The following is an 11,873-nucleotide window of genomic DNA, read 5'->3' as shown; positions in this document are numbered from 1 at the left end:
GTCTCACCGTGCTTTTTCCCTTTCTACCTGGCGACGACATGCACCCCTCCGAATGCAATTCCGCACAGCGGACCCCCTCCGACTCGCCCCAAGGCGGCCCGCTGCGCGGCGTGCGCATCCTGGACATGGCCACCGTGGTGGCCGCGCCGTTCTCCGCCACGCTGTGCGGCGACATGGGCGCGGAGGTGGTCAAGCTGGAACTGCCGGACGGCAGCGACCCGCTGCGCGGCCTGGCGCCGGTAAAGGACGACCTGTCGCTGTACTGGAAGGTCACCAATCGCGGCAAGCAGGGTATTTCGCTCGATGTCCGCACGCCGGAAGGCCGGGCGCTGTTCCTGCGCCTGCTGCCGGAGTTCGATGTGCTGGTGGAGAACTTCCGCACCGGCACGCTGGATCGATGGGGTCTGGATATCGCCACCCTGCATCGCGCCAATCCGCGCCTGACCGTGCTGCGCCTGACCGGCTTCGGCCAGACCGGCCCGTATGCCGCCAACCCCGGCTTCGCGCGGATCTTCGAGGCGATGAGCGGCTTCACCAACCTGTGCGGCGAGGCCGCCGGCGGGCCGATGCATATGAACTATCCGATCGGGGACATGGTGGCGGGGCTGTTCGGCGCGTTCTCGATTGCCACGGCGATTGCCGAGGCGCGCGGCGCGCCGGAGGGCCCGGGGCGGGAGATCGACCTGTCGGCCACGGAGGCGCTGCTGCGCCTGCTGGAGCCGCTGGCGGTGGAGTACGAGCAACTTGGGCAGGTGCGCGGGCGCTCCGGCAACCGGGCGACCTACACCGCGCCGTCGAATATGTATCGCACGGCGGACAACCAGTGGGTCTCGCTGGTGGCCTCGTCGGACGTCACGTTCCGGCGGCTGGCCAAGGCCATGGAACGGCCCGATCTGGCGGAGTCCGTCGACTATCGCCGCAACCCGGACCGCATCCGCAATATCGGCCCGCTGGACGACCTGATCGTGGCCTGGTTCGCCGCGCAGTCCTATGACGCCATCGCCACCGCGCTGAAGGCGCACGAGGTGCCGTTCAGCAAGGTCTTCACCATTGTCGATGTGATCGACGATCCCCACCTGCAGGCGCGCGAGGCCATCGTCCGGCTCGAAGACGCCGACCTCGGCACGATTCCGGCGCCGTGCGTGGTGCCGCGCTTCTCCGGCTACCAGCCGTCGCCGCCGCGCAGTGGTCCGGCTACGGGCGAGCACAACGCGGCGGTCTATGGCGCGATCGGGGTCACCGCTGCGGATCTTGCGGCGCTGAAGTCGGCCGGAGTCGTTTGAGCGATGTCAGGAGCAGCCATGCTGGAAGGCGTGCGGATCGTGGAAATCAGCGGGCTCGGCCCGGGGCCGTTCTGTGCGATGCATCTGGCCGACCTCGGCGCCGATGTGATAGCCGTGGAACGGCCTGACGATGGCGCGTCGGGGCAGCCGCGCAAGCTGGTCAACCGGGGCAAGCGCTCGGTGATGGCCGACCTGAAGACGGCGGCGGGGCGGGAACTGGTGCTGGACCTGATCGCGGACGCGGACGCGCTGATCGAAGGCATGCGGCCCGGCGTGATGGAGCGGCTGGGGCTCGGGCCAGAGGTGTGCATGGCGCGTAACCCCCGGCTGGTCTATGGCCGGATGACCGGCTGGGGCCAGACCGGCCCGATGGCGCAGGTCGCCGGCCACGACAACAACTACACCGCGCTGTCCGGCGCGCTCTATTACAACGGTGCACCGGAGACGCCGCCCTCGACCGCTTTCGCCGTGACCGGGGACGTGGGCGGCGGGGCCCTGTACCTCGCCGTGGGCCTGCTGTCCGGCATCCTGCGCGCACGGGGCACGGGCGTCGGCACGGTGGTCGATGCCGCCATCGTCGATGGTTCGGCGCACATGCTGCAACTGCTGCTGGGGGCCACGGCCAAGGGCTATATCCACGGCGAGCGCGGGCGCAATCTCCACGACAGTTCGCACTTCTACGCCACTTATCGCTGCGCGGATGGCCAGTTCATCACCGTGGGCGCCATCGAGCCGCAGTTCTACGGCTTGCTGGTGCAGGCGCTGGGGCTGGCCGATGACCCGCGCTTCGCCCGGCAGTGGCAGCGCGAGGCCTGGCCGGAACTCCACCGGCATCTGGCCGAGGTGTTCGCCACGGATACCCGGGAAGGCTGGTGCCGCCGGCTGGAGGGCACCGACGTGTGCTTTGCGCCGGTACTGAGCCCGGCGGAGGCCGCCGCCCATCCCCATAACGTGGCGCGCGGGGTCTATGTGGAGGCGGATGGTTTCCTGCAGACTGCCCCGGCGCCGCGCTTCGACGGCGCGGTGCGGCAGGTCGGGCGTATTCCTGCCATTGGCGAGCATGCCGACGAAGTCCGGGCCGGACTGGAGCGGGGCAGCCCGTGGCTCGCCGCCGATCCGCGCTAGCTCAGGTCTCGCTCCACTGCCGCAGCAGGTTGTGATAGCAGCCCACCAGGCTGCGCCGGGCGCGTTCGTCGGCGTTGGTCTGGTTCAGGGTCTGGATGGCGTTGTCCATGTCGAACAGCAGCGCGCGCTGGCCATCGTCGCGCACCAGGCTCTGGATCCAGAAAAAGCTGGCCAGCCGGGTGCCGCGCGTGATGGGCGTGACCTGATGCAGGCTGGTGGCCGGGTAGATCACCATGTCGCCGGCGGCCAGCTTGACCTTGTGCAGGCCGTAGGTGTCTTCCACCTGGAGTTCGCCGCCGTCATAGCTGGCCGGGTCCGAGAGGAACAGCGTGGCCGAGATGTCCGTGCGCAGCTTGCGCCCGCTGTGCGGGTCGATGCGCACGCTGCCATCCACATGGGCGCCAAAGGTCATGCCCTCGCTGTAGCGGTTGAACATCGGCGGATAGACGAGGTTGGGCAGCGCCGCGCTGATGAACAGCGGGTTGCGCTCCAGCGCGCTCAGGATCAGGTGCTGGCACTGGGCCGCCACCTCGGCGCGTTCGTCGATCTGCTGGTTGAACTTGACCGGTGCGCCGGAGTAGCCGGCCGTGACGCGGCCATCCACCCAGGCATCGCCGGCGTGTTCGAGTTGGGCGACCAGTACCGCGAGCTGTTCGGCGTCGAGTACCCGGGGAATGCAGACGAGCATGGCTGGAATCCTGGCGAAGGCCGCCGGCAGGGCGGCCCCGCCGGCGTTTACATGCGATAGGTGAGCGACAGCATGGCGGTACGGCCCGTGCCCGGCACCGACCGGCCGCCATCCGACTGAATCAGCGCATCGTAATACTTCTTGTCGAAGATGTTGAAGAGATTCAGGCGGACATCGTACTTCGGTTGGTGGAAGGCGATCATGCCGTCCCAGCGCACGAAGCCGCCCACCTGCACGGTGTTGGTGTTGTTGGCGTAGCGCTCGGACATATAGAACGCGCCGCCGCCCACTTCCCAGCTTGGCAGCACGGCGTAGCTGGTCCATGCCGTGGCGGTGTGCTTGGGCGTGTTGGTCGGCACCTTGCCCTGCGTGCCCGCCGCGATGCCGTTCTTGATCTCGGCGTCGAGGTAGGTGTAGCCGGCAAAGACCTGCCACTTCGGCGTGATGCGGCCGGTGACGCCGGCGCGGAAGCCGTCCACCTGGATCTTGCCGGCCAGCGCGTAGGTGGTGGCGTCGATCTGGCTGCGCGCGTTGTCCTTGGTGATGCGGAAGAGGGCCGAGGTGACCGAGAGGTTGCCGTTCAGCAGGTCCCACTTGCCGCCGGCCTCGTAGGACTTGTTCTTCTCGGGGTCCAGCGACTGCTGGCCCACCGTGCCCACCAGTTGCTCCAGCGACGGGTTGAACGACGTGCCATACGAGAGGTAGTACGACTGCTGCTCCGTAGGCTGCCAGATGCCGCCCAGCCGCACGCTGGTGAAGTTGACGGTCTGGTCGGCGTTGGCCAGCGCCGTGTTGCCCCGTGTGTTCGTGGCATTCACCGAGTTGCTGATGCTGGCGATGTAGCGGTCATAGCGCAGGCCCGCCACCGCCTTCCACTGTTTTGTGAATTCGATGGCGTCGTTGGCGTACACGGCGACGGTGTTGGCCGAGCCGCCCTGCAGGTTGCCGGTGGCGGTCGGCACGTTGCCCGGGGAGTCCCGGTACACCGGATCGACCACCGGCGTGCAGGCCACGAAGCCCGAGGTGCCGGCGGCAGCCGTGGCGGTGGCCGGCGGGTTCAGCGGCGTGCTGCCGCAGCTGCCGTTCCGGTAGTAGTTCTGGTTGTTGTAGCCGTCGTGGCCCAGTTCCACGCCCGTGAGCAGCGTGTGCTTGATCGACCCAGTTTCGAAGGTGGCGGTCAGCTCGGTCTGGTTGAAGATCGAGTAGTCGCGGATGTTGCGGTCGTGGCTCTGCTGGCGCACGTAGAGCTGCGACAGCGGCAGGTTGGTGGTGGTCAGCGCGGTGAAGGCGCCCGCCGCGTTGATGGAGCCGACGGCGTTCGGCGCGGTCTCGCGGGCGTCCGTTTCCACGTAGTTGAACGCGGTCTGGTTGCGCAGGCGCAGGTTGGGCGAGAACTTGTGGTCGATGCCCGCCGACAGCGAGGCGATGTTCTGCCGCGTGTGGTCGTTGTTGAAGCCGTAGAACGTGTCCCGGTCCACCTTCACCGGATGGCCGTTGATGGCCGGCAGGCCGTAGTCGGGCATGTCCTCGTTGTGCTGGAGCAGCGCGGACAGCGTGATCTGGGTGGACGTGCCGATGCCATAGCGCCACGACGGCGCGATGCCGAAGTCCTGCACGGTCATCTCGTCGCGCGTGCTCGGCTTGCCGTCCTGCGCCATCGCCGAAATGCGGAAGGCCGAGGTGTCGCCGGTGGGCGTGTTCACGTCGGCGGTGGCACGCACCAGGCCGTTGGTGGTGACCGAGGCGCTGACCTCGGTGGCGGCCTTCAGGGACGGCTTCTTGGTGACCTGGTTGATCACGCCGCCGGTGGAGCCGCGCCCGAACAGCATCGAAGAGGGGCCCATCAGCACTTCCACCTGATCCAGCGCGAAGGTGTCGCGGTAGTACTGGCCACGGTCGCGGAAGCCATCGAGGTAGATGTCGGTGCGCGCCGAAAAGCCGTTCAGGTTGATGTTGTTGCCGATCTGGCCGCCTTCCGCGCCGCCGATGGTGATGCCGGGGACGTTGCGCAGCGCGTCGGTCAGGGAGCTGACGCCCTGCGATTGCATCAGCGCCTGGTTCACGATGGTGACGGACTGGGGCACGTCGCGCAGGTCGGCGGGCAGCTTGGACAGCTGGCTGCCGGACGCATTGAAGTCGTCGCGCGCCGCCGAGCCCTGGACCGTGACTTCGCGCAGCGTGGTCGGCGCGCTTTCGGTGGCAGCAGGGGCGGCTGGGGCGGCCGTGGCGGCCGGAGGCGTGGGGGCCTGCTGCGCGAACGCAGCGGGGGCGGCGGGGGCGGCGAACAGGGCCACAAGTGCGGTGGCCACGGGGGTACGGCGAATCATTGTCAGGTCCATTCGCTCCTCCGCGGTCGGGCCCGATCCGTCCTCAGCCGCCGGGCGCGATTGCGCGGGGTTCGGCTGCGGGAGGGGCATCTATCTGGCGGGCTGGCGGAATATAAATGCGAACAATTCCCATTGCAATTTGCGTTGCTGGCCCGACACAGACACGGTGATCGTATCGAGATTGTCTCCGTTTTAATACATTCTCGGCGTGGAAAATGGTGAAAGCGGCGCTTATAGTGCCGCCTGCCTGGTCCCCATATCGATTCCGAAATGCAAAACGGCCCGTTCATCACGGGCCGTATGCAGACAGGTTCCACCCGTTTGGGTGGCACTCATCCGAAAGATTTTTATTTCAGACCTCGGAGAGGCGATCCCGGGTGCGCCGGGCGACGTCCTTGGTCCAGGGGAATGCCGACCAGTAGCGCGCGGCAAACTGCTCGATCTCGCCGCGCTGCTTCAGGGACAGGCCGATCATGTCCAGCCCCTCCAGGAACATGCGGCGGTGCCGCGCGGACAGTTCGAACGGGTATTCGCCAGCCGGGGTGCGCACCCGCATGGCGTCGACGTCGATGGTGATGACGTTGTCGCTGTCGGCATCGACATCGTTCATCAACTGCTCGATCACGTCCCGGGGCAGCATCACCAGCAGCAGGCGATTGTTCATCGCGTTCGAGTAGAAGATCTCGCCGAAGCTCGGCGCGATCACCGCCTGCACGCCGAACTGCTGGAGCCCCCACACCGCGTGCTCGCGGCTGGAACCGCAGCCGAAGTTGGCGCCGCCCACAAGGATGCGGGTGCCGGCGTATTCGGGCCGGTTCAGCACGAAATCGGGGCGCGGCTGGCCGGCGGCGTCGAAGCGGTGGTCGTAGAGCACGCCCTGGGCCAGGCCGGCCTTGTCGATGCCGCGCAGGAACTGCTTGGGGATGATCTGGTCCGTGTCGAGGTTCTCGAAGCGGATGGCTGCGCCCTTGCCGGTAAGGTGTGCGAAATCAGACATGGGAAAGCTCCAGCTTGCGGACATCGGTAATCGTGCCGGTGATGGCGGCGGCCGCGGCCATGGCCGGGCTCATCAGGTGGGTGATGGCGCCGCGCCCCTGGCGGCCTTCGAAGTTGCGGTTGGTCGTGGAGGCGCAGCGCACGCCGTCGGCCAGCACATCGTCATTCATCGCCAGGCACATCGAGCAGCCCGGCTGGCGCCATTCGAAGCCGGCGGCGGTCAGGATGTCGGCCAGCCCCTCGCGTTCGGCCTGCGCCTTCACCGTGCCGGAGCCCGGCACGACCATCGCCCGCACGCCTTGCGCCACGTGCTTGCCGCGTACCACGCTGGCCACCGCGCGCAGGTCCTCGATGCGGCCATTGGTGCAGGAGCCGATGAACACGTGCTGGATCGGCGTGCCTTCCAGCGTCGCGCCAGACGTCAGGTGGGTGTAGGCCAGGGCGCGTGCCACCGAGCGCTGCTCGGCATCGTCCATCTGGTCTTCGGGGAAGGGGATGTGGCCAGACACCGGCAGCGCCTGGTCCGGGCTGGTACCCCAGGTGACGTAGGGCTCGATGTCGCTGGCATCGAACACGTACTCCATGTCGAAGGTGGCGTCGGCATCGCTTTTCAGCGTTTCCCAGTACTGGCGGGCGGCGATGCGCTGCGCCTCGTCCATATCGGCTGCTCGGCGCAGCACGTAGTCGATGGCGGCGTCGTCCGGGGCGATCAGCGCGCCGCGCGCGGCGGCTTCCACGGTCATATTGCACAGCGTGAAGCGCGCCTCGATGCTCAGGTCACGAATCGCGGTGCCGCAGTACTCCACCACGTAGCCGCGCGCGCCCTGCGCGCCGATGCGGGCGATGATCTTGAGGATCAGGTCCTTGGCCGTGGTGCCCACCGGCAGCTTGCCATCCACACGGATGCGCATGGTCTTCGCCATCCGGTAGACCAGCGTCTGGGTGGCCAGCACATGCTCGACCTCGGACGTGCCGATGCCAAAGCCCAGCGCCCCCAGCGCCCCATAGGTGGTGGTGTGGCTGTCGCCGCAGATCACCACCATGCCGGGCCGGATCATGCCGTGCTCGGGCGCCACCACGTGCTCGATGCCCTGCAGGCGGTCATTGGTGTCGAACAGCGGAATCGCGTGGCGGGTGCAGTTATCGCGCAGGTTGGTCGCCTGTAGCGCCGACGCCGGATCCGCAATCACGCGGATCACCGTGGGATGGGTCGGGATGATATGACTGACGACCGAGACATTCTGCCCCGGGACCAGCACGCCGCGCCCTTGCTCGTGCAGGCCGGCAAAGGCCTGCGGGCTGGTGTACTCGTTCATCAGATGCAGGTCGCAGAACAGGAGGACGTTGTCCTCATCGATCCGGGCGACGGTGTGGGAGTCCACCAGCTTGTTGTATAGGGTTCGGGAAGTCATCGCTACGGTCTCTGCTTCGGTCATTCGGCGGTGATGCCGCGCTGCTTGATCAATTTGGCCCACATCGGCATTTCGCGCTCCAGGCGCTGGCGGGCGGCTTCCGGCGTGGTCGGGGTGGGCTCGAAGCCTTCCTTGACCATGCGCTCCTTGGTGGCCTGCGCGGCCAGCGCGCTGTTCAGCGAGGCATTGAGCTTGTCGATGATGGGCTTGGGCGTGCCGGTCGGGGCGAAGACCATGAACCACGTCTCGAACTGGTAGTCGGGCAGGCCGGCTTCGGCGGCGGTCGGCACATTCGGCAGCAGGGCCGAGCGCTTGGCGCCCGTTACCGCCAGCGCGGTCAGCTTGCCGCCCTGCACGTGCTGCTGGGCGGCGGAAATCACCGGGAAGCTCATGTCGACCTGTCCGGCGATGGTGTCCACCAGGGCCGGGCCGCCGCCGCGATAGGGCACGTGGACGATCGACACATTGGCGACGGACTTGAACAGTTCCGCCGACATATGGAAGGTGCTGCCATTGCCGGCGGAGCCGTAGGTCAGCTTGCCCGGCGACGCCTTGGCCAGCGCAATCAGTTCCTGCAGATTCTTGGCCGGCACCTTGTTGTTGACCACCAGCACGTGCTGCGAGCTGGCCACCATGCCGATCGGGGCCAGATCCTTCAGCGTGTCATACGGCATGCGCGGGAACAGGCCCGGGTTGATGGCCAGCGAGACGGTTTGCAGGCCGATGGTGTAGCCATCCGCCGGCGACTTGGCGACGGCATCCACGCCGATATTGCCGCCCGCACCGGCGCGGTTCTCCACCACGAGGGTGCCGCCGAGGCTCTTCGACCAGGCTTCCGAGATCAGGCGCGCGGCGATGTCGGCGCTGCCGCCGGGCGCGTAGGGCACGATCAGGCGAACCGGGCGTTGCGGGTAGGACTGGGCCGAAGCCGTACCCACGACGGCGGTGCAGGCGAGCAAGGCAGTGCAGGCGAGATGGCTGAGTTTCATGGGGTTGTCTCCTTTTGGATAGGTGTCGTTATGGCTGGCATCCTAGCATTTGCCTGCGGAGACATAATTTCGGTCGATGCACTTCATTCGTGCCTCAATTTCATGAATGCGCTGTGCACCCGCGCCACACCCAAGGGCCATCCCCTAGTTGACTTCGTTTTTCATGGGCATAAAATCAGTTTCACAAACATGAAAAGAGACGCCCGTGATGCCACGCGGCGACCGATGTCATTCCCTGTTGGAGACAAGCCCTTTATGACTCAAGCATCACCCGCATCACCCGCATCGGGGCCGGTGTATTTCGTCCGCACCGAGGACGTTGCCGGCTACCACCCCGCCAATCACGTCGGCACGCTGAACCGCCGCATCATCGGGCGCGAGAACGTCGGCGCCACCCAACTCGAAGTCATCCACGGCACCATCGAACGCGGCAAGGGCGCGCTGCCCCACGCGCACCCGGGCATCGAACAGGTCTGCTATGTGCTGGAAGGCCGTGCGCGGGCCGAAGTCAACGGACAGTCCCAGGAACTGGGCCCCGGGGACTGCTGCTTCTTTCCCGCCGAAGCGATGCACGTCTTCACGGTGATCAGCGACGAGCCCGTCAAGCTGCTCGTGGTCTACGCCCCGCCTTACGAGGAATCGCCGGACCGCGTCATCCGTCCCGCCTGAATCCGCGCCGCCTGCCTATATAAGAACCCGAGGAGACCTCCATGCCGACTTTCCGTGCGCGGCGCGTGCTTGCCGCCGCCATCGTGGCGTTGCCCGCGCTGGCAACGCTGTCGTTTGCCCCCGCCGTCCAGGCTGCCGATAACTGGCCTAGCCGCCCGATCCGCCTCGTCGTGCCGTTTGCGGCCGGCAGTGGCACCGATGCCGTGGCGCGCATCACGGCCAAGGAGTTGGGCGATGCGCTCGGCCAGAACGTGGTGGTCGACAATCGCCCCGGCGCCAATGGCGCCATCGCGGCGGAGCTGGTGGCGCAGGCGGCCCCGGACGGCTACACGCTGTTCATGACCACCAACACCACGCATTCGGCCAATCCGTCGCTGATGAAGAAGCTGCCCTACGACCCGATCAAGGACTTCACGCCGGTCGGCCGCATGGGCAACCTGCCGTTCATGCTGGTGATCAATCCCAAGCTGCCGGTGAAGACGGTGGGCGAGTTGATTGCCTATGCCAAGGCGCATCCGGGCATGTCCTACGCCAGCGGCAACAGCACTGGCATCGTCTCCGGCGCCACGTTCTCGCGCCTGGCCAAGCTGGACCTGCTGCACGTGCCTTATAAAAGCACACCGCCGGCCATGACCGACGTGATTGCCGGCCAGGTGCCGATGATGTTCGTCGACGTGGCCGCCGGCATCGCCAACGTGAAGGCCGGCAAGATGCGCGCGCTGGCCGTGACCACCGCGCAGCGCAGCCGCCTGCTGCCGGACCTGCCGCCGATTGCCGATACGCCGGAGATGAAGGGCTTCGACATCACATCGTGGAACGGCGTGTTCGCGCCGGCCAAGACGCCGCAGCCGATCGTCGAGCGGGTCAATCGCGAGCTGTCGCGCATTGCGTCGAGCAAGGAGGTGGCGCCGCGCTTCGAGGCGCTGGGCTTCGAGGCCTTCGGTCAGACCCCGCAGCAGTTCGCCGGCTTCGTGGCGGGCGAGCTGGTCAAGTGGACCAAGCTGGTGAAGGACGCCGGCATCCAGCCGGAATAACGCGAGACGCCGATGAACTTCGAAAGGACACCTGAACAGAACGCCATCGTCGAGGCCGTCAGCCAGCTATGCAGCGACTTCGGCCCCGACTACTGGGCCGGGCTGGACCAGCGCCACGCGTTTCCCGAGGCGTTCCACAAGGCGATGGCCGGCGCGGGCTGGCTCGGCATTGCCATGCCGGAGCAGTACGGCGGCGCGGGGCTGGGCATTACCGAGGCGGCGCTGATCATGCAGACCGTGTCGGCGTCCGGGGCGGGATTCTCGGGCGCGTCCGCCATCCACATGAACGTGTTCGGCCTGAACCCGGTGGTGGTGTTCGGCACCGAGGCCCAGCAGGCGGCCGCGCTGCCGCCGCTGATCGCCGGGCAGGAGAAGGCCTGCTTCGCCGTGACCGAGCCGGACGCGGGGCTCGATACCACCCACCTGAAGACGCAGGCGGTGCGCACGGCGGACGGCAGCGCCTATCGCGTGGATGGCCGCAAGATCTGGATCTCCACGGCGCAGGTGGCCACGCGCATGCTGCTGCTGGCGCGCACCACGCCGCTGGAGGCCGTCGCCAAGCCCACGCAGGGCCTGAGCCTGTTCTACACGGCGCTGGACCGCGAGCACATCGAGGTGCGCGAGATCGACAAGATGGGCCGGGGCGCCGTGGACTCGAACATGCTGTTTATCGACGGCCTGATGGTGCCGGCGGCGGACCGCATCGGCGAGGAGGGCAGGGGCTTCGAGTACATCCTCCATGGCCTGAACCCGGAGCGCATCCTGATTGCCGCCGAAGCCGTGGGACTGGGCCGCGCTGCGCTGGAGGCCGCCACCCGCTACGCCCGCGAGCGCATCGTATTCGGCCGGCCCATCGGCCAGAACCAGGGCATCCAGCATCCGCTGGCGCAGGCGTGGATGGCGCTGGAAGCCGCCGACATGATGGTGTGGAAGGCCGCCTGGCTCTACGACAACGGCAAGCCGTGCGGCGCCGAGGCCAACGCCGCCAAGTACCTGGCCGCCGAGGCCGCGCACCAGGCGTGCCAGACCGCCGTGCTGACGCTGGGCGGCATGGGCTATGCGCGGGAATACCACGTGGAGCGTTACCTGCGTGAGTCGTACATCCCGCGCATCGCGCCGGTCAGCGCCCAACTGATCATGTGCCATATCGCCGAGCGGGTGCTGGGGTTGCCGAAGTCGTACTAGTCCTATCGCGCGGGAACGCGAGAGGCGTGTCGAGAGTAGTGTCGAAGGCAGTATCGAGAAAAGCAGGAAAAGAAAAAGCCCCGGTGCACACGCGCCGGGGCTTTCTCATTGCAGGGTTTCCCACGGCCGCGCCATGACGATCGGGGAGATCTGACATCGTTGTGT

General features: G+C 67.1%; 10 protein-coding genes. 5 read left to right on the top strand and 5 right to left on the bottom strand.

Features of this window, described 5'->3' with window-relative positions; translation table 11 throughout:
- The first annotated feature begins 38 nt into the window (after positions 1-38).
- Positions 39-1,283, top strand: a complete 1,245-nt coding sequence (locus AC1DFU_RS23615) for a CaiB/BaiF CoA transferase family protein (protein WP_092299881.1) — start codon at positions 39-41, stop codon at positions 1,281-1,283.
- A gap of 18 nt (positions 1,284-1,301) precedes the next feature.
- Positions 1,302-2,408, top strand: coding sequence for a CaiB/BaiF CoA transferase family protein (locus tag AC1DFU_RS23610; protein ID WP_441593502.1), 1,107 nt, complete (start codon positions 1,302-1,304; stop codon positions 2,406-2,408).
- A gap of 1 nt (position 2,409) precedes the next feature.
- Here AC1DFU_RS23610 and AC1DFU_RS23605 read toward each other — a convergent pair whose 3' ends face one another.
- The 5 genes from AC1DFU_RS23605 to AC1DFU_RS23585 all read right to left on the bottom strand — a co-directional run bounded on the left by AC1DFU_RS23605 (position 2,410) and on the right by AC1DFU_RS23585 (position 8,820).
- Complete coding sequence (locus AC1DFU_RS23605) at positions 2,410-3,096, bottom strand: Fe2+-dependent dioxygenase (protein ID WP_092299887.1); 687 nt, start codon at positions 3,094-3,096, stop codon at positions 2,410-2,412.
- A gap of 47 nt (positions 3,097-3,143) precedes the next feature.
- Positions 3,144-5,423 (bottom strand): TonB-dependent receptor, encoded by a 2,280-nt coding sequence (locus AC1DFU_RS23600; RefSeq protein ID WP_441593440.1) that lies wholly within the window; start codon positions 5,421-5,423, stop codon positions 3,144-3,146.
- 352 nt (positions 5,424-5,775) lie between these two features.
- Positions 5,776-6,420: a 3-isopropylmalate dehydratase small subunit gene (gene leuD / locus AC1DFU_RS23595; protein WP_092299890.1), complete on the bottom strand. Its 645-nt coding sequence runs from the start codon at positions 6,418-6,420 to the stop codon at positions 5,776-5,778.
- Positions 6,413-7,831: a 3-isopropylmalate dehydratase large subunit gene (gene leuC / locus AC1DFU_RS23590; RefSeq protein ID WP_092299893.1), complete on the bottom strand. Its 1,419-nt coding sequence runs from the start codon at positions 7,829-7,831 to the stop codon at positions 6,413-6,415. Before leuC ends, leuD begins: the two co-directional genes overlap by 8 nt.
- Before the next feature lie 20 nt (positions 7,832-7,851).
- On the bottom strand, positions 7,852-8,820 hold the full coding sequence (locus AC1DFU_RS23585) for a tripartite tricarboxylate transporter substrate binding protein (protein ID WP_441593439.1): 969 nt from the start codon (positions 8,818-8,820) through the stop codon (positions 7,852-7,854).
- Between the two features lie 255 nt (positions 8,821-9,075).
- Here AC1DFU_RS23585 and AC1DFU_RS23580 point away from each other — a divergent pair, with 255 nt between their 5' ends.
- The 3 genes from AC1DFU_RS23580 to AC1DFU_RS23570 are packed head-to-tail and all read left to right on the top strand — an operon-like array spanning position 9,076 to position 11,708.
- Positions 9,076-9,489, top strand: coding sequence for a cupin domain-containing protein (locus tag AC1DFU_RS23580; protein WP_092299899.1), 414 nt, complete (start codon positions 9,076-9,078; stop codon positions 9,487-9,489).
- Between the two features lie 41 nt (positions 9,490-9,530).
- Positions 9,531-10,523 (top strand): Bug family tripartite tricarboxylate transporter substrate binding protein, encoded by a 993-nt coding sequence (locus AC1DFU_RS23575; protein ID WP_092299902.1) that lies wholly within the window; start codon positions 9,531-9,533, stop codon positions 10,521-10,523.
- Between the two features lie 12 nt (positions 10,524-10,535).
- Entirely contained in the window at positions 10,536-11,708 is a 1,173-nt protein-coding gene (locus AC1DFU_RS23570; protein WP_092299904.1) for an acyl-CoA dehydrogenase family protein, read from the top strand.
- Positions 11,709-11,873: the final 165 nt, after the last annotated feature.

The organism is Cupriavidus sp. 10L45, from assembly GCF_056395225.1.
The sequence above is the reverse complement of the archived record's forward strand: the minus strand, read 5'-3'. Positions and strand labels throughout refer to the sequence as shown.